At 63.3% G+C, this 17,128-nt stretch carries 18 protein-coding genes; 10 read left to right on the top strand and 8 right to left on the bottom strand.

Annotated elements, in window-relative coordinates; genetic code table 11:
• Positions 1–71 precede the first annotated feature (71 nt).
• Together JOE62_RS15850 and JOE62_RS15845 are read left to right on the top strand one after the other, a co-directional pair.
• Positions 72–1,214 (top strand): peptidoglycan bridge formation glycyltransferase FemA/FemB family protein, encoded by a 1,143-nt coding sequence (locus JOE62_RS15850; RefSeq protein ID WP_204723115.1) that lies wholly within the window; start codon positions 72–74, stop codon positions 1,212–1,214.
• Positions 1,215–1,227: 13 nt separating this feature from the next.
• Entirely contained in the window at positions 1,228–2,502 is a 1,275-nt protein-coding gene (locus JOE62_RS15845; protein WP_204723114.1) for a carboxylate--amine ligase, read from the top strand.
• 10 nt (positions 2,503–2,512) lie between these two features.
• On the opposite strand, the gene JOE62_RS15840 is transcribed toward JOE62_RS15845, so the two are convergent.
• Positions 2,513–3,937 carry a DUF4232 domain-containing protein gene (locus tag JOE62_RS15840; protein WP_204723113.1) on the bottom strand — a complete coding sequence of 475 codons (1,425 nt, stop codon included), beginning with the start codon at positions 3,935–3,937 and terminating at the stop codon, positions 2,513–2,515.
• 109 nt (positions 3,938–4,046) lie between these two features.
• Here JOE62_RS15840 and JOE62_RS15835 point away from each other — a divergent pair, with 109 nt between their 5' ends.
• Complete coding sequence (locus JOE62_RS15835; protein ID WP_204723112.1) at positions 4,047–4,505, top strand: GatB/YqeY domain-containing protein; 459 nt, start codon at positions 4,047–4,049, stop codon at positions 4,503–4,505.
• Between the two features lie 114 nt (positions 4,506–4,619).
• A complete protein-coding gene (locus JOE62_RS15830) occupies positions 4,620–5,864 on the top strand; it encodes a CynX/NimT family MFS transporter (protein ID WP_239543447.1) in 1,245 nt (414 codons plus the stop codon).
• Here the strand turns inward: JOE62_RS15830 and JOE62_RS15825 are convergent.
• On the bottom strand, positions 5,861–6,625 hold the full coding sequence (locus JOE62_RS15825; RefSeq protein ID WP_204723110.1) for a DUF2786 domain-containing protein: 765 nt from the start codon (positions 6,623–6,625) through the stop codon (positions 5,861–5,863). The two genes, JOE62_RS15830 and JOE62_RS15825, sit on opposite strands and share 4 nt — an antisense overlap.
• A gap of 216 nt (positions 6,626–6,841) precedes the next feature.
• On the opposite strand from JOE62_RS15825, the gene JOE62_RS15820 reads away from it, so the two are divergent.
• On the top strand, positions 6,842–7,006 hold the full coding sequence (locus JOE62_RS15820) for a hypothetical protein (RefSeq protein ID WP_204723109.1): 165 nt from the start codon (positions 6,842–6,844) through the stop codon (positions 7,004–7,006).
• A 28-nt stretch (positions 7,007–7,034) separates the two neighbouring features.
• Here JOE62_RS15820 and JOE62_RS15815 read toward each other — a convergent pair whose 3' ends face one another.
• Positions 7,035–7,700 (bottom strand): IclR family transcriptional regulator, encoded by a 666-nt coding sequence (locus tag JOE62_RS15815; RefSeq protein WP_204723108.1) that lies wholly within the window; start codon positions 7,698–7,700, stop codon positions 7,035–7,037.
• A 167-nt stretch (positions 7,701–7,867) separates the two neighbouring features.
• Between JOE62_RS15815 and JOE62_RS15810 the strand changes: the two genes are divergently transcribed.
• The 3 genes from JOE62_RS15810 to JOE62_RS15800 all read left to right on the top strand — a co-directional run bounded on the left by JOE62_RS15810 (position 7,868) and on the right by JOE62_RS15800 (position 11,512).
• Complete coding sequence (locus JOE62_RS15810; protein WP_204723107.1) at positions 7,868–9,766, top strand: FAD-dependent monooxygenase; 1,899 nt, start codon at positions 7,868–7,870, stop codon at positions 9,764–9,766.
• Between the two features lie 254 nt (positions 9,767–10,020).
• Positions 10,021–10,596: an AAA family ATPase gene (locus JOE62_RS15805; RefSeq protein WP_338085809.1), complete on the top strand. Its 576-nt coding sequence runs from the start codon at positions 10,021–10,023 to the stop codon at positions 10,594–10,596.
• 73 nt (positions 10,597–10,669) lie between these two features.
• Positions 10,670–11,512, top strand: coding sequence for a PspA/IM30 family protein (locus JOE62_RS15800; protein ID WP_239543445.1), 843 nt, complete (start codon positions 10,670–10,672; stop codon positions 11,510–11,512).
• Positions 11,513–11,602: 90 nt separating this feature from the next.
• On the opposite strand, the gene JOE62_RS15795 is transcribed toward JOE62_RS15800, so the two are convergent.
• The 3 genes from JOE62_RS15795 to JOE62_RS15785 are packed head-to-tail and all read right to left on the bottom strand — an operon-like array spanning position 11,603 to position 14,432.
• Positions 11,603–12,466, bottom strand: coding sequence for a hypothetical protein (locus JOE62_RS15795; RefSeq protein WP_204723106.1), 864 nt, complete (start codon positions 12,464–12,466; stop codon positions 11,603–11,605).
• On the bottom strand, positions 12,463–13,152 hold the full coding sequence (locus JOE62_RS15790) for a response regulator transcription factor (RefSeq protein ID WP_204723105.1): 690 nt from the start codon (positions 13,150–13,152) through the stop codon (positions 12,463–12,465). The genes JOE62_RS15795 and JOE62_RS15790 overlap by 4 nt, the downstream gene beginning before the upstream one ends.
• Entirely contained in the window at positions 13,140–14,432 is a 1,293-nt protein-coding gene (locus JOE62_RS15785; RefSeq protein WP_204723104.1) for a sensor histidine kinase, read from the bottom strand. Before JOE62_RS15785 ends, JOE62_RS15790 begins: the two co-directional genes overlap by 13 nt.
• A gap of 126 nt (positions 14,433–14,558) precedes the next feature.
• On the opposite strand from JOE62_RS15785, the gene JOE62_RS15780 reads away from it, so the two are divergent.
• Both JOE62_RS15780 and JOE62_RS15775 read left to right on the top strand, forming a co-directional pair.
• Positions 14,559–15,167, top strand: a complete 609-nt coding sequence (locus JOE62_RS15780; protein WP_204723103.1) for a GNAT family N-acetyltransferase — start codon at positions 14,559–14,561, stop codon at positions 15,165–15,167.
• A gap of 71 nt (positions 15,168–15,238) precedes the next feature.
• Positions 15,239–16,078 (top strand): SGNH/GDSL hydrolase family protein, encoded by an 840-nt coding sequence (locus tag JOE62_RS15775; protein ID WP_204723102.1) that lies wholly within the window; start codon positions 15,239–15,241, stop codon positions 16,076–16,078.
• A gap of 4 nt (positions 16,079–16,082) precedes the next feature.
• On the opposite strand, the gene JOE62_RS15770 is transcribed toward JOE62_RS15775, so the two are convergent.
• Positions 16,083–16,505, bottom strand: coding sequence for a VOC family protein (locus tag JOE62_RS15770; protein ID WP_204723101.1), 423 nt, complete (start codon positions 16,503–16,505; stop codon positions 16,083–16,085).
• Positions 16,506–16,703: 198 nt separating this feature from the next.
• Entirely contained in the window at positions 16,704–17,126 is a 423-nt protein-coding gene (locus tag JOE62_RS15765; protein ID WP_083515601.1) for an acyl-CoA thioesterase, read from the bottom strand.
• Positions 17,127–17,128: the final 2 nt, after the last annotated feature.

Genomic DNA, 17,128 nt, shown 5'->3' with positions numbered 1-17,128 from the left:
TTAAGTCAAGTACCCCCTAGGGGTATCTGGCATCCCCCAATACGGAAGGGAAGCACGGTAGGATTTCACCCGTGAGCCACAACGAACTTCATGTGCGTCCGATATCCGGTACCGAGCACTCAGCATTCCTGGAGACCGCCCACGACGTCAGCTTCCTGCAGCGTCCCGAATGGGCTCAGGTCAAGGGCGGCTGGCGGGGCGAATCCCTCGGTTTCTTCGAGGAAGACGAACTGGTCGGCGCCGCATTGGTGCTGCACCGTGCGGCCCCGGTGATCAAGAAGACCCTCGCCTACCTGCCCGATGGCCCGGTCATCGACTTCGGCGCCTACGCGCCGGAAGCGGTCATCCGCCCGCTGGCCTCCTACCTGAAGAACCGCGGCGCCTTCCAATTGAAGATGGGCCCGGGACTTGCAGTGCGCACCTGGGGAGCCTCCGCCGTGCGCAAGAACCTGGGCAAGGAAGGCTTCACCCAGCTGAACGACCTGGAAACCAAGAGCACATCGAGTACCGCACTGGCACTGAATGACGCGCTGGCAGATCTGGGGTTCACCAAGGAAGACGTGGGACTGGACTTCGCCGCTGGACAGCCCGAGTACGTGGCCCGCGTGGCGCTGCAGGATGATGAGGGCAACCAGCTGGATATTGAGCAGGTCATGGCCAGCTACTCCTCAACCACCCGCAACGAGACCCGCAAGGCGCTGAAGAGCACCCTGGAAGTCGAGATCGGCGAAACCAAGGACATGGCCCGCTTCCATGCCTTGTACAACCACACCGCCGACCGCCAGGAGTTCACCGGCCGCCCGCTGAGCTACTTCGAGAAGATGCACACCGTGCTCAACGCCGCAGTGCCCGGCTCCTGCACCCTGTACATTGCCAGCAACGAAGGCATGGACCTCGCAGCCGCCATTGTCATCCGCTCCTCGAACCTTGCCTGGTACCTCTACGGCGCCTCCTCCTCGGAGCAGCGCAAGCTGTTCGCCCCGAAAGCGATCATGCACCACATGGTCAGCGACTCCATCGACGCCGGCTGCCGCTACCTGGACCAGGGCGGCGTGAGCGCAACCCTGGACAAGGAGCACCACCTGTCCGGGCTGACCAAGTTCAAGACCAACACCGGCTGCGACATCGTGCAGACCAACGGCGAATGGGACCTTGCGCTGAACAAGCCGCTGGCCTGGGCCTTCGAAAAGTACATGAACTGGCGCAAGAAGTAGGGAATCCACCACTGTGGCAATCGATCCAACCCAGCCCTTTGTCCCCGTCATCCTCGGCGGAGACATCGGCACCTACACCCTGGCGCGCGAATTCCACGAGGCCTACGGCGTGCGCTCGGTGGTCCTGCCGGCCGCTGGCAACGGCGTCATCGAGCACTCGGTCGCCATCGAGCTGCGCCCCATCGGCTCCATGGCCGATGAGGGACGCGTGGTCGCGGCCCTGGCCGAGCTGGCCGATGAGTTGAAAGCCGAGGGGGACCGGCCGCTGATGCTCTTCGGCTCGCTGGACTTCCACATCATGCTGATCGCCAAGCACCGTGCGCAGCTGGAAGGCCAGTACGTCATCCCGTACCCCGAGCTGGAAACCATCGAGGGGGCGGCGCTGAAGGAGAACTTCTACGCGCTCGCCGAGAAGCTGGGCATCGCCCACCCGCGCACCGCCGTGTACTACCCGGGAGCCGAGCTGGAATCCCTGGTCGGCTCCTTCGACTACCCGGTCATCGGCAAGCCATCGAGCTCCGCTGAATGGATTGCCGCCAAGTTCGAGGGCAAGCAGAAGATCCACACCATCAGCAGCCGTGCGGAGCTTGAAGCGCTGCTGGCAAAGATCGATGGCAGCGGCTACGACGCGGGCTACATCCTGCAGGAATACATTCCCGGTGGCGATGATGCGATGCGGCTGTGCACCTATTTCGCCACCCAGGAAGGAAAGGTCATCTTCGCCGGTTATGGCGAAGTCGTGATCGAGGAACATGCCCCGCTGGTGCTGGGCAACTCCGCCGCCATCGTCACCGGCCGGAACGACCAAATGGCCGCGGATGGAGCCCGCATGCTCGAGGAGCTGGGCTGGCGCGGGATCGCCATGATCGATGCCAAATACGACCACCGCGATGGCCAGATCAAATTCTTCGAGATCAACCCGCGCTTGGGCCGCAACCACTTCTATTTGACCGCGGCCGGGGTGAACCCTGCCCGTTTCTACGTCACCGAGTTCCTCGGAGCCCAGTTCGATGATTCGGACCCGGAAACGGACGCCGTGGTGGAGACCGGGGCAGGGGTGCTGCAGCTGTCGCGCCAGCGGCTGTTCACCGTGCTGCCGCACCATCTGCTGCGCCGCTTCTTCGACAGCGATACCGGCCGCAAGGCCGAGGCGCTGCTCATGGCCGGCAAGGTGTCGAACCCGTTGAAGTTCTCCGCCGAGAAGCACCCCCGCCGCAAGCTCTACCTGCTGCTGAATGCGGTCAGCCACTACCGCAAGTACAAGGCGTTCCCGCCGCGCGAGCAGTAGGCAACCTCGCCTAGGGCCTTGGCCGGGCAGGGGATTGCTGGGCGAAAGCGTCGGATGGAACTGTCCACCCGTCGCGGGCCTGGACCCACGGGCTCTGCGTGATCCGCGCGCCATCCAGGATGTCAAGGGTTGTGGGCTTGCCGTCGAAGGCCGGTGCGAGTTCGACCGGTGTCATGCCCCTGGCCGCGGCAATTCCCAGCGCCACGGTTTCATCCGGATCCAGGGATGTCGACATGGCATTCCACTCCAAAGTCGAGATCACCGCTTCGCCGGCAGGGATGGCAACGCGCTCAAGGAGGATGCCCGGCTCGGGCTGCAGCTGGACATCCGGTTGGGCGTCGCCATCCGCGTTGAGGAAAGCGATCTGCGGGTAGGAGCGCAGCGCGCACGGGCCGGCAGAAATGTTCTTGGCAAACACCGGCAGGTACCGGGAACCGGCAGCCGCGTCGGGTGTTCCCAATGCAATGTCCACATCACCCTCCGCACACCATGGGGCCGACGGGCCCTGCGGCCACCTGGTGACGTTATCGGGAAGAACCACCGGTCGGGGAATGAGCGACTCGGGTTTCTTGCCGCCAACCCAGCCTTCGGCAAGAACCTCATATCCAGCCGAGAACAGCTGGTAGGGCATGGCCTCGTCAAATGCTTCATGCTGCTCCAGCCACACGCGGGTTTCCTGCTCGGCTGCTGCTGGCGCCTGGTTGCCAAGGGTCAGATTCAACCCGGAATTATCAATGCTGGCGTTCTGGAAGATCCCCCGCTTGGCGCCATCGGCAAGGAGCTGGAGCTCGGACATATCGGTGCGATCCGTGGACGAATAGCGCACGCTGTGATCGGCGAGGACCAGCTCGGCCGGGTGCTTGGCTTGGGCCGTGAATTCTCCCAGCTTCAGCAGCTGCTCCAGATTGTCCGCCGTGGCCGAGCCATGGATCACGCTGGCTGCGCCATGGTTGCGCAGGCCGAAGGCAAAGGCTGCTTTCTCGCCAAGCAAGGCAGGTTTCGCGTGTTCGTCAGCGGCGGCGGGGGAGATAATTTCGCTGACTTCCAAGGGGTAGGCCTTGGTCTTCGACCCCTGGATTTTTCGTGAGGGGCCTGCAACGAAAGACAGGTGGATTACATTCATATCCAGCGCCGGGGCTCCGGCCTGGATGTCTTGGGCCATCTGGGTGACGGCTTCTCTGGCTTGCCCGGGGTCGAGCTGATCTGAGAGCTCGAATTGCACGTCAACTGACAGCTCCGGCGCGGCTAAGGCATCGTGCTCCGACACTTTGGAGGACACCTGGGAGCCCAAGACGCCATCTCGATCCGCGACGGTTGCCAGGAAATCGCACGCGTCATCGGGAGCATCACAGGAGTCCCATGGTTTCCAGACCACCAGGAGAACTGCGATCAGCGCCAGCGCGGCAACGATGGCGCCAGCGCGCAGTGGTTTCATCTGGTCACTGTATCAAAAGCGTGTGCGTGCATCCGGGGTGGCCCAGTGGAAAACAGCGTGGAAGCTATGCGAGTAAAATTTCAAGCACACGAAGTGAAAGGCAGTTCCCATGACTTTGAAAGATCGCCTGCGCGATGACAGCATCGCCCACCTGAAGGCCGGCAACGAGCTGGAGAAGACGACCCTGCGAAATATCCTCAGCGCCATCGGCACCAAGGAGAAGTCGGGGAAGAACCCCACGGAACTGAATGACCAGGACGTGGAGAACCTGCTGCGCAAGGAAGTCAGCAACCGCGAGGAAACCGCTGCACTGGCTGCCAAGGACGGGCGTGCCGAACATGCCGAACGCGAGCTGGCCGAAGCCGCCTTCATCTCCACCTACCTGCCGAAGGCGCTGGGCGAAGCAGAAGCCCAGGAGATTGTCGACCGGGTCATGGCCGAGCTGGCGGTCGATCATGAGCTGACCATGAAGGATATGGGCCAGGCGATGAAGCTGGTTGGCGCCGAAATCGCCGGCCGCTTCGACGGCAAGGCGCTCTCGCAGATGGTGCGAGCCAAGCTGGGCTAATCCGCTGGGGTTGCCCGCACCACGAGGCCGTCCCGTTTTCCGGGGCGGCCTTTTAGCGTAGTGAAGGCAACGGATATGGGATCCGTGAATTGAAGCGGATAGTCTGTGGATACCATGCCTGACTTCCCGAAAAACCACGTCACCCTGTCCAAGGGATGTGGCGCGTTGCTGATCCTGGCGATCATCCTGGCCTCGCTGAATCTGCGGCCAGCCGTCACTTCCCTGGGGTCGCTGCTCGATCTGGTGATCGAGGACCTGCAGATGAATGGGTTCGTGGCCGGAATGATCACCGGCATCCCGCCGCTGTGCTTTGCGCTGATGGGTCCCTTGGCTCCCCGGCTGGCGGGCAAGCGCGGCCCGGAACTGGTGGTGGCCGCGGCCATGGCAGCTGTGCTGCTGGGCATCGCCCTGCGCGCGGTCGCGCCGGGAACCGGGTTCTTCCTGCTGTGCACCGCATTGGCATTGGCCGGCATAGCGGTCGGCAACATCCTGATGCCGGTGCTGGTCAAGCGCTGGTTCCCGGGAAAGATCGGGATCGTCACCGCTGCCTACACCACTGCGGTCGCCTTGGGCGCGTCCGGGGTGGCGGGCATCGCCGTGCCCGTGAACCAGATGCTTGGCGGGAACTGGCGCGTGGGCCTGGGCTTCTGGGCAATCTTGGCCTTGCTGGCCCTGGTGCTATGGCTGCTGGTGTACTTCGGCATGCGCAACCAGATCGCGGCCCAACAGCAGCTGGCCGGCAATTCAACTGACGCTCCAAGCATCGGGCCGATGCGCAAGAATGCCACCGCATGGTGGGTGGCCTTGTTCTTCGGCGGCCAGTCCGCCGTCGCCTACATCTTCATGGGGTGGCTGCCCAAGATCTTCATCGACTTCGGAGTCTCCCCGGCGTTTGCCGGATCCCTGCTGGCGATCCTGCTGGGCGTGGGCGTGCCCTTGTCCTTCGTGATGCCGGCGCTGGCTGCCCGATTCGCGAATCAGGCTCCGCTGGTGATCTTCAACGGTGCCGTGGGCATCATCGCGATCATCGGCATGCTGCTGGCCCCGGTCCAAGGCGCGGTGCTCTGGGCGGTGCTGCTGGGCATCTGCGGTTCGAACTTCCCGCTGGCGCTGACCATGATCGGATTGAAGGCCCGTACTGCGGCCGGGGTGTCGAAGCTGTCCACCTTCGGCCAATCGGCCGGCTACCTGATGGCCTTTCCCGGACCGTTCCTGGTCGGGGTGCTGCATGAAACCTCGGGTTCATGGGTTGCCCCGATCTGGCTGATCGCCGGCCTGATCATCTTCCAGACCCTGGTCGGGATCATGGCCGGGCGTCCGCGCTACATCGAGGACACCCAGCTTCGGGAAGTGCGCTAGCTGGCGACCTCGCCCGGAGAGGCCGAATCGACGTGCTTGCCGAAACCGAGATCCGCCTTGAATCCTGCCACGCGTCCGGCCAATGAGGCATTGGCGCTGCCGGAGGAGGCGCGGTTCCGGCTGCGGCGCAGGAACGGGTAGTTGCTGCTGACGTAGTCGTCCACCTGCTCCTTGCGGCTGGCCAGGACCAGTTCGGTGCCGCCGCCGTTCTGCTCGCTTTCTTCCTGGTACAGGTTGGCGATGCGCGAGGCGACCTGCAGGTAGAAGCTGCGCTGGAATTCGCGGCGCTCGATGGTCTTCTCGGAGTCGGTGTACCAGTTCGTGTAGAGCTTGCCCTCCTGCGCCCACCAGTGGGCCATGGCGGCGGTGGCCTGGAGAACCAGGGAAGCGAAGAGGTTCTTGACCGTAGCGACATCCGATTCGTGGCCGATGATGTACAGCCGGCACGAGTTCGAGTAGTTGCTTTGCAGCATCGATACCGTGCGGAAGGCACGTCCCACCGCGGACAGCCCGTCGCGCTGGCCCAGCCGGTAGACGCCGCGCATATCGAAATGCTCCTCAACGATGGCTTCCTTCTTCTTGCCCCGGTCAGCCGAATCGGCATCCAGCTCGGCGCGGCCGATGCCGTAGCGCACCATGAGCCGTTCGGCATGCTCCTGGAACGCCTGCGCCTCATGCGGGAAATTGGTGTTCTCTGCCTTGTTCAGCAACAGGGTGATGCGTTCTTTCAAGCGGTGCAGCTTCTGCTCTGACGTGCTCATGGCTTCTTCCTTGGTAGCGGTCCTGCGGTGGCGAAACGGTGCGCTCCGGTTCTCTGCCCTAGTTTGCCACGAGGTGGCTGAGCCTGCTGGCGGAGCTGTGGGTAACTGCGTGCGGAAGACCCTAGCCGGTTTTGCGTTCCGCGCGTAGAGTGAAGGCACCAAGCAGGTCCAGCAGGCCGTGAGCGTCGCTTCGCGGCTGGTCATCGGGAGGTTGTGATGGGTGATTTTCGGGCATACACCATGGAAGAGCGGTCCACGTACCTGGCCCCTTCGTGCGAGCGCTGCGGGCAGCACCGCCACGTCGTGTGGGAACAGGTGGAGGGAACCGACACCTACCTTCCGCGCGATGCCGGTTGCTCCAATGAGGCCTGCACCGCGTAGCTAGCGCAGCCGGGCGGCAGGTGCTGTTTCAGGAGCGGACACCGAGGCTGGCGGAGATGCGCGCCGACGCGGCCGCGAGCACGTGGGCAATGCGGTTGCGGTCGCGTTCCAACGGCGGGTAGATCACGGCAATGGCCGCCGGCTTGCCCTGCGGAAGCAGCAGCGGAACGGCAATCGAGGTCAGCCCCGGGATCACTTCGTCATGGCTGAATTCGAATTCCTTGGCTGGATATTCTTCGGGATTGAGCATGGAGCGGATGACCCGTCCCGGTGCGCCGTTGTCGATTGGGTGGCGGGTGCCCGGGCGCTGGGCCACGGTGGCATCGGCCAGCCGGGGTTCTGCGGTGCTCAGCGTGACGGCCGCTTCGCCGTCGAAGACCACTAGCAGCGCGGTCATCTGCAGCTCATCGGAGACGGTGGCCAAATGCGGTGCGGCCGCGGCCTGCAGGGACTTGGCGACATTGCGTGCCAGGGCGCCCAGGCGTGCGCCCAATTCAAGTTCACCTGCCGGGTTGCGTTCCACGAAGCCGTACTGCTCGAAGGTCTTGACCAGCCGGTAGGCCATGGAGCGGTGCACGCCCAGCAGCCCTGCGAGTTCCGAGACGCTCAGCGGCGCCGCGGATTCCCCGATCAGGGTCAGTGCTTCCAGCCCGCGACCCAGGGTCTGCGAACCGCCTTCGGTGGTTTTGCTCATGATCCAATCATTTCATCTGGCATGCGCGGATGCTTCCCGCACTGTTCCCGGTGTGACGTACGTCTTGCCTCCAGCCTACGCGAAAGCTACGATTGTTCCTATAGTTACTACAGTGTCGCAACTATAGAGACAAAACAAGGTGGCGACACGGCACAAGGAGCCAGATAATGCAGATTCACCACAGGGGATACGTCTCCGGCGACCCGCGCGTCAAGGAAGCCGCCGGCTACGGAATCAACCGCGCCGAGGAGATCCCCGATGAAATGGATGTGCTGATCGTTGGCACCGGTCCGGCCGCTGCTGTGGTGACCGCGCAGCTCTCACGCTTCCCGAGCATCAACGCCCGCGCCATCGAGATGCGCCCGGGCCGCCTGGAAGTAGGCCAGGCCGACGGTATCCAGGCCCGCTCGGTGGAGACCTTCCAGGCCTTCGGCTTCGCCAACGAGGTCATCGAGGAGGCGTACCGCAATGTGGAGATGTGCTTCTGGACCCCGGACCCGGAAAACCCGGCCAACATCAAGCGCCACTCGCGCGCCGCGGACGACTCAACCGGCATGAGTGAATTCCCGCATATCTACGTGAACCAGTCGCGCATCCTCGACTACTTCCTGCGCGACGCCGAACGCGCACCGGGCAAGATCACCCCGGACTACGGCGTTGAATACGTCGGCTGCGAGATCGACCCGTCGGCCGAATACCCAGTCTCCGCGCACATCAAGTACGTGGCCGGGCCGCGTGCCGGCGAAGAGCGCACCGTGAAGGCCAAGTACCTGGTCGGCGGCGACGGCGCGCGCAGCCAGGTGCGCCGCTCGCTGGGCCACAAGCTGCATGGCGATGCCGCGCTGCACGCCTGGGGCGTCATGGACGTCATGGTCAACACAGATTTCCCGGATATCCAGGTCAAGTGCTCCATCCAGTCCCATGACCAAGGCAATATCCTGCTTATCCCGCGCGAAGGCGGCTACCTGGTCCGCTTCTACGTGGACCTGGGCGAAACCACTGCGGAAGACGCAGGCGCCATCCGCAACACCCCGGTCGAGCAGATCGTGGACACGGCCAACCGGATTATCCACCCGTACACCATGGACGTGAAGAACGTCGCCTGGTTCTCGGTCTACGAGGTGGCGCACCGCATCACCGACGGCTTCGACGACGTCCCGGACGACCAGCGCGGCACCCGCAGCCCGCATGCCTTCATCATGGGCGATGCCTGCCACACCCACTCGGCCAAGGCCGGCCAGGGCATGAACGTGTCCATCCAGGATGGCTTCAACCTGGGCTGGAAGCTGGCCGCCGTGCTCGAGGGCCGCGCCCCCGAGTCGCTGCTGGACACCTACGCCGAGGAACGCAAGGTCATCGCGCAGAACCTGATCGACTTCGACAAGGAATGGTCCACGCTGATGGCCAAGTCCGTCGAGGACTGGACCGACCCGGACGAGCTGGAGAAGTACTACACCCAGACCCAGGAGTTCCCTGCCGGATTCATGACCCAGTACACCGATTCCTCGATCACTACCGGCCTGGAGCACCAGGATCTGGCCCCGGGCTTCCCGGTGGGCAAGCGCTTCAAGTCCGCCGAGGTCATCCGCCGTTCGGATAACCGCTGGCGCCACCTGGGCCACCTCCACGAGGCCGATGGCCGCTGGCGCGTCTACGTCTTCGCCGACGCGGCCGCCCCTGCGCTCGAAGGCACCAAGATGGCTGACTTCGCCGCCTGGTGGGCGCAGGACGCCAGCTCGCCGCGCAACCTGTACACCCCGGCTGGCGGAGACGAGGATGCGGTCTTCGATACCAAGGCCATCTACCAGCAGGACTACACCGAGGTGGAGCTGCATGACGTGCCCAAGGCCTTCCAGCCGCTGAAGGTCCCGTACGGCCTGCACGACATCAACCAGGTGTTCGCCGCCGGCCACGGCCGCGATATCTTCCGCGACCGCGAGATCAGCACCGACGGCGCCATCGTGGTGGTCCGCCCGGACCAGTACGTCGCAGGCATCTTCCCGCTGGATGCGCGTGATGAGATCGCCGGATTCTTCGCCGGGAACATGCTGCCGGTCAACCGCTAGGAAACCGCTTGGGCCCGGTGGCCGCACCCTGCCCATGCAGTGGCGCGGCCCCGGGGCCCAGTGCTGTTCTGCGGGTGCCGAGCTGTCGCGGGCTGCTGATAGCCTCAGATTCATGAGCGCACCTTTCGACACGTTGCCGGTTCGCCGGATCACTGAGCATCCCAAGGCACCCATGGATCGCTCGGACTGGGCCGCCCGGATCCCGGCCGTGCGCCAGCTGCTGGACGGGGGGGCTGGAACTTGGCCAGCTGACTGTGCTGGTCGGCGAGAACGGCGCCGGAAAATCGACGCTCGTCGAAGCAATCGCCGCGGCTTTCGGGCTGAATGCCGAGGGTGGAACCAACCACAGCATGCACCAGACGCAGTCCACCGAGTCCGGGCTGTCCTCGCACCTGCAATTGGAACGCGGAGTCGGGGCGTCCAAGGCAGGAGTGTTCCTGCGCGCGGAAACCATGCATGGGCACTTCGCCTACTTGGGATCCATCGGCTCGCACGGAAAGCACAATTTCCAGAGCCACGGAGAGTCCTTCATTGAGTTCTTCACCGAACGCTCCGCGGTGAACGGATTGTGGGTCTTCGACGAAGCCGAGTCCGCCCTGTCCTTCAACGGCTGCCTGATGCTGCTCTCGCATATTGCCGATCTGCTGCGTGCCGGGTCCCAGGTGATCCTCTCCACCCACTCGCCAATTCTCGCTTCCCTGCCGGAGGCGAAAATCTATGAAATCGGGGAATGGGGAATCCGCGAATCGGGCTATGACGACTTGGACATGGTGTGCAATTGGCGGCTTTTCCTGGACGCCCCGGGCCGGTACCTGCGCCATTTAACGTAGGCAGTTTCCCGACGCAGAAGGATCTCTGGTTAGAGCGCCACCGCTGATTCCCCTAAGCTTTAAGCAACGGAAGATGAAGGGACGCACTATGGCCAAGAAGCGCTCAATTTGGGCTCGAATTTTCGGTATCGGCAAGGCTAACGCCAACGCTGCCTTGGATGCCCTGGAGGATCCGAAGAAGATGCTGGACCAAACGGTCCGCGATTACACCAACAACATTGCCCAGGCCGAGCAGGCAGTTGCCCAGACCATCGGCAACCTGCGCATGGCCGAAGACGACCACGCCAAGTTCCTGCAGGAAGCCAGGGACTGGGGCGGCAAGGCGCTGGCCGCATCGAACAAGGCCGATGAATATGCCGCCGCCGGCGATTCCGCCAACCAGCAGAAGTTCAACCAGCTGGCCACGGTAGCGATCCAGCGCCAGATGGACGCCGAGAAGCGCGCCAAGAACCTGGAATCCACCATCACCACCCAGCGCGAAGTCGTGGACAAGCTGAAGACCGGCCTGAACACCATGCAGACCAAGCGCCAGGAACTGGTGGCCAAGCGCGATGAGCTGGTAGCCCGTGCGCGCAATGCCAAGACCCAGAACCAGATGATGGACACCCTCAAGGCCTTGGACATCAACGACCCAACCAGCGAGATCAGCCGCTTCGAGCAGAAGATCCGCCAGGACGAAGCCAAGGTCCGCGGTGCGCAGGAACTGGCAGCATCTTCCCTTGATGCGCAGTTCGCGCAGCTCGACGACCTCGGTGCGTCCACCGAAGTCGATGCGCGCTTGGCGGCTTTGAAGGCCAGCAACGCTCCGCAGGACATCCTGGAGGAAGGCGACGGCGCAGCGCAGATCGAAGCCGGCGAACCGCAGGTTTCCGAGATCGAAGCACGCCTGGCCGCCCTGAAGAAGAACCAGGCCTAGGCTCCAGGCTCGTACAGCAAAGCGTCCCTTCCTACGATCAGTGAACTGATCGTAGGAAGGGACGCTGTTGCTTGTCCGGGAAAACCGGGACTAGCGGTCAATCGATTCCTTATCGGTGCCTTCCGGGTACAGGATGGCATTGCCGGCAGCCACCTGGATGGTGATCTTATGCGGCGAGTTCGGATCGGTGGCGAGCTGGTTCTCAACCGAACCGGCGGCCGTATTCTGCCGCAGGTCGTAGGTTCTCTCGGGCAGCTGCAGCTCCAGCGAGCCGGCGCTGACGCTGCCGTCGATGCTCTTGGGTGCCTCGCCCGACAGTTCGCCGATCAGTTCGCCGGCCGAGATGTCGAACCGTGCGCTCTCGACATTCTCCAGCCGGATGGTTGCTTCGCCGGCACCCAGATCCACATCGGCGGTTTGCGCGCTGCCGGTGAGGTTCAGCTCCCCGGCGCCGACCTCCACCACGACGTTCTTGTAGTTGCCGATGGCATTGAAGGATCCGGCGGACAAATCGAAGCCGGCATCCAGGGTTCCGTTGTTCAGGGATTCGGGAAGCACCAGTGTTGCCTCGTTCGCGTCGAATCCGCAGCCGAAGAAGCAGAAGTTGTCCCAGGCGTTCGGGGCCTCGACGACAAGCCGGTTGCCCTCGCGATGCAGCTTCCAGTCGGCGGCCTTGGCGCTGCGGACCTCAAGGGTTGCCATCTCGGTGTCTGCGAAGACCAGGTCGAAGCGTCCCGAGCTGGCCGAAACATCCAAGGCGGTCACCCCGGAGACCGCGGCTTCGTGGATCGAATGCTCCCGGGACATCGAAGCGAAAGCGCTGCGTGCCGTGGCGATGACCAGGGTGAGAATGACCAGCCCGCCTAGCACCGCGAGGATGATGTTCAGCGGTTTGCCGTTGTTGGAGGGAGCTGGAGGGGTTGGGGGTAGCGGCATGGTGTGCGTGGAAGTCATGATCCTGTCCTGTCTGTGCGGTTGGTGCCCAGGGTTTCGATATGTGCCAGGGCTGCCAGCACGCGCCGGTTGCCCGTTCCGTCGGCTTCCAAGCCGAGCTTCTGGAAGATGGAAGTGATGTACTTTTCAACGCTGGCTTCCGAGAGGAAGAGCAGCGCGGCGATGGCCTGGTTGGATTTTCCTTCGGCCAATGCGGCCAGGACTGTGCGTTCCCGGTCGGTCAGGTTCTGCATGCGGTCATCGTGATTTCGCCGGGTCAACAGCTGTGCCACCACTTCCTGGTCCAGGATGGTTCCGCCACCTGCAATCTGCTCCAGCGAGGCAATGAACTCGCTGACATCCGCAACACGGTCCTTGAGCAGGTAGCCGATCGCTCCGGACTGGGTGGAGATCAATTCAGAGGCGTAGCGTTCTTCCACGTACTGGGAGAGCACCAGCACCGGCAGATCCGGATACTTCTTGCGCAGTTGAAGTGCTGCGCGGATGCCTTCATCCGTGTAGGTGGGCGGGAGGCGGACATCCAGGATGCAGATCTGCGGGAATTGCTCCGCGGCCGCGGTCTCCAGGAAATCCATCAGCCCGCTGGCCTCTGGCAAGTCAGCGACCACCTGGTGGCCGCTATGCGCCAGCAATCTGACCAGTCCTTCGCGCAGCAGGACCGAGTCCTCGCATATCAGTACGCGCATGGCACGTTCACCTCCACTGCGGTTGGCCCGCCGGTCGGGCTGTCCAGGTTCAGGCTGCCGCCGGCGGCGAGAACCCGGTTGTTGATTCCATCCAGGCCTCCGCCGGGGGTGATGCGCGCCCCGCCGGTGCCGTTGTCCTCGATACGGGCCCACAAGCTTTGCTGGCCCTCGTGCTCGCGCACCCTCACGGTGACCTGGCAGCGTTGGGCCCGCGAATGCTTGGCCGCATTGGTCAGTGCCTCGGCGATGGCGAAGTACACCGCCGCTTCGGCGACCCGCGGGTAGCGGCCATTGAGCTGGACATCCAGGCCCACCGGGATGTGCGAGCGGCCTGCGATGGCCGAGAGCGCCGCATCCAGTCCACGGTCATCGAGCACCGAGGCGTAGATGCCGCGGGTGAGCTGGCGCAGTTCGGTGATTGCCGACTTGGTCGAAGCGTGGGCTTCGGCCACCAGTTCCTTGGCCTGCCGCGGATCGGAGTCGATCTGCTGGTGCGCTAGGCCCAGGGTCATGGCCACGGAAACCAGCCGGGGCTGGACCCCGTCGTGCAGGTCTCGTTCGATGCGGGTGCGTTCCACCTCTGCGGCGCGCACGGCACCCTCGCGCTGCACCGCGGTAGTGCGAACGCGTTCCACCAGTGCGGTCTCGCGGGCAATCGAGCCGACGATTCCCACGGTGACCATGCGGTGCAAGAAGACCAAACCGACAACTAGTGCCAGTCCCAGCAGTGCGGCCAGTACCAGCCAGGGGGCCTGGTCTACCGGGATCCGGAGGCCCCACAGCCCTGGAACGCTCGCCAGCGGATCGGCCTGATCCGATTGCAGGACCGGGGCGAAGGCCACGATGCCGGTGCGGACTGCCAGCTCCAATGCGCTGAGCATCAGCGAACCGGCCAGGCAGGAGAAGAGCAAGCTTCCCAGCAGCGCCCACATGCGTCCGTTGGCCAGGTTGCGCCCCAGCGAGCGGACGTATTCGCCGAAACCTTCGCGGCGGCGGGGCCGCCAGATCAGCGCACTGACGTCTATGTCGTAGAGGTTGCTGACTCGCATGAGCTCGAAGCGGGCGATGCCGAAGAGCGCATAGACCAGGCCGGCCAGGAAGAGCAGGCCCAGGCCGAGCAGCGGGGTCAGCGCGATGCCGAGCGAGAGCCATCCGAGCAAAAGTGAAAACATGATCAGGCCGGCGGAACCGAGCAACGCCATGTGCAGCAGCGTCATGCCTAATCTCAGCGGGGGACGGGCCGGTGCGGTGCCCGGTGAAACCTTAGGTGTCGAAGTCATACCTCAACACTAGAGCGCGCAGGTCAGCGCCAACACCGAGGGAACCGGAGATCTTCCTTATGGAAAACCCGAAGAATTTTCCTGTCGGGTGTGCCATTGTGCCCATTCGAAGCGCAGGATGGACAGATGGACACGAATCTGGAACCGCAGACCGCCCGACCAGCGCCCATCGAGGTCAGAACCCTGACCGAGGAACGCATGGAAGACTTCGCCACGGTTGTGAATCCGAACCATCGCGAGAAGCACTGCTGGTGCTTGTCGCATCGGCTCAGTGCCACCGAAATCAGGGAACGCGGCGCAGGGGAGCGGTTCGAAGCCATGCGCTCGCTGAGCGCCGAGCCGATTGCTCCGGGCGTCATCGCTTATCGCGGCGGTGAACCGGTGGGCTGGTGCAGCATTTCGCCACGCTCGCAGATCCCGCTGCTGGCGAAGTCCAAGCTCATCAGGCCCGTGGATGAGCTGGAAGTCTGGAGCATCATCTGCATGGTGGTGCTCAGCGGCCACCGCCGCCAGGGCGTGAACCGGGCTATGCTCCACGGTGCAGTGGAATATGCGCGCGATCTCGGAGCACCAGCGGTCGAGGCCTACCCGGTGGATCCTGCAGGACGCATGGACTTGACCATGGCTTTCGTCGGAACGCGGAAGATGTTCGAGCAGGTCGGGTTCGAGGTCGTTGGAGTCAGCGACGCCCAGGCCAGCAAGATGCCGCGGCTGATCATGCGCAAGGTTTTCTGAACCGCCAGCGTTTGCCAGAATTTCAACAGCAAGCTTCCTGCTAGGCACTTTCGGCTTCTAGCGTCGGTAGCATGGGACGGCTGTTTATGGCGATCGGGGATTCCTTCACCGAAGGCGTGGGGGACTGGGAACCCAGGCTGCCCAACGGGGTGCGCGGCTGGGCTGATCGCGTGGCCAAGCAGCTGTCCAAAGCGGATCCCGAATGGCAGTACGTGAATCTCGGCATCCGCAGCCGCCGGCTCAAATCGATCATCGACGAGCAGATCCCGGTGGCCTTGGAACTCAAGCCGGAGGTGATTACCTTCTATGCCGGAGGCAATGACATCCTCGAGTTCCGCAAGGACATGAAGGAGTTCCTGGCGCAATATGCCCGAGCCGTAGACGCTCTGGTCTCAACGGGGGCCAAGGTCCTGTTGTTCACCGGGTTCGATATCCCGGTGCACCCGGTACTCGCCCCGTTCAAGCGGCGCAATTGGCGTTTCAACGAGTGCGTGCGCCAGCTGGCGGAACGCTACCCGGATTCGGTGGTGCTCGTTGACTACTGGAACTGGGATGCCTACCGGGACAAGCGCATGTGGGATATCGACAAGCTGCATATGAACCGTGCGGGCCACCGCTATATGGCCATCCGGATCCTGGAGCTCCTCGGGTATCCGCACCAGCTGGTTTTCGATCCCTTTGGCGTCGCGGACCGGGTCGGGTTCTGGCAGGCCACCCAGCGAGATGTGGAATGGCTGAGGCAATGGGTGCTGCCGATGTTCGGGCGGCGCATGCGCGGCATTACCCTAGGCGACCAGCTGCAACCCCGCTGGCCTGAACCGATGTATCCGGCACAGGGGATGAAGAAGCAATTCCGCAAGCGCCGCAAATCAGAAGAGTCACGGCACCTGCGGAATTCCGAGCTTGGCTAGCGGGTCAGCCGGCAGGGTTCTCCATTGCTTCGGGGCTCATCCACGCGATTTCCCAGACGTGCCCGTCCGGGTCCTGGACAGCTGCCTGGTACATGCCCGGGAAGGGCTCATCCGCTGGTCGGTAGACGCTGCCGCCGCCGGCCTCGGCCCGGGCGACAAAGTCGTCGACGCCTTCGCGAGTCTCCGCAGAGAGGGCATTGAGCGTTTCGCGCACGCCATTTCCGAGTGCCGGCTGATCACCATTGACCAGGAAGCTGGAGAAGAACTCCTGGCGCAGCACCATCACGAAGATGTTCTCGTCGATGATCCAGGAGGTGGCATTCTCATCGGAGAACGTCGGGTTCTTGGTAAAGCCCAGTGCCTCGTAGAACTTGTCGGCTCTGGCTAGATCTGCGGTCGGGAGGTTAACGAAAATCATCTGGCCCATGGGTTTCTCGCTTCTGCATAGGTGGGAATTCCTCGGTGCAAAACAACTTTGCTGGACGCGTGAACCCAGTGCAAGAGCGTGAGGTGAATTGCCTGCAAATAAAGCAAGGTCCTGCAGGGACACGCAACGAGGTGCGGCCGAGCGGGACCTTGAATTAAACCCTTGGTTTATTTAGGGCTTCGGGCAATCAGACGGAGGCTAGATCAGCGCCTTGGTGATTTCCAGCGGGATGCGATCGCGGGTGTAGGTGATGTGGTCATAGCCATGGGGCTCCGGCTTTCCATCTTCGCCGATGTTCACGAAGACGATCTTCTCGATGGTCAGGATCGATTCCTGGGTGAAGATGTTGCGCACCTCTGCGCGCAGGGTGATCGAGGTCCGGCCGAAGTCGATGGCGGTCAGGCCCATCTCGATCAAGTCACCTTCCTTTGCGGAGGCAATGAAGTTGATCTCGGACATGAACTTGGTGACAACGTGCTTGTTGCCCAGCTGGATGATCGAATAGATCGCAGCTTCTTCATCGATCCAGCGCAACAGGCTGCCGCCGAACAGCGTGCCGTTTGCGTTCAAGTCTTCTGGGCGGACCCACTTGCGCGTATGAAAAGTAATACCCTTAGCCATAC

The organism is Glutamicibacter nicotianae, from assembly GCF_016907615.1.
In the GTDB taxonomy this organism is placed as follows: Bacteria; Actinomycetota; Actinomycetes; order Actinomycetales; family Micrococcaceae; genus Glutamicibacter; species Glutamicibacter nicotianae.
Note: the sequence above shows the minus strand (reverse complement) of the source record. Positions and strands in the feature narration are given on the sequence as shown.